At 58.2% G+C, this 239-nt stretch carries 1 pseudogene; it reads right to left on the bottom strand.

Annotated elements, in window-relative coordinates:
- Positions 1 to 239, bottom strand: a pseudogene (locus tag AF337_RS12140) (metallophosphoesterase family protein); the annotation flags it as partial.

The raw sequence follows: 239 nt of genomic DNA on the forward strand, positions 1-239 counted from the left end.
GGAAGACGAAACCCTCCGGCGAAACGGATTCCAGCCAGTAGAGATTGTCGTCCTTCGGCGTCGCATGGCAGAGATAGACCTCATCGCGATAGACGGTATCGAATGGAAGACTACGGATCCAATCGAGATGGGCTGGCGACAATTGGTGATAAGCGGCGGCATCCGAAACATGCAGCGCCGCCGGATCCTGTTCGATCAGGTAGCGGTCGTGATTGCCGCGGATCGAGGTCAGGCCGAGC

Origin of the sequence: Rhizobium ecuadorense (assembly GCF_001187535.1) — a bacterium.
Lineage (GTDB): Bacteria > Pseudomonadota > Alphaproteobacteria > Rhizobiales > Rhizobiaceae > Rhizobium > Rhizobium ecuadorense.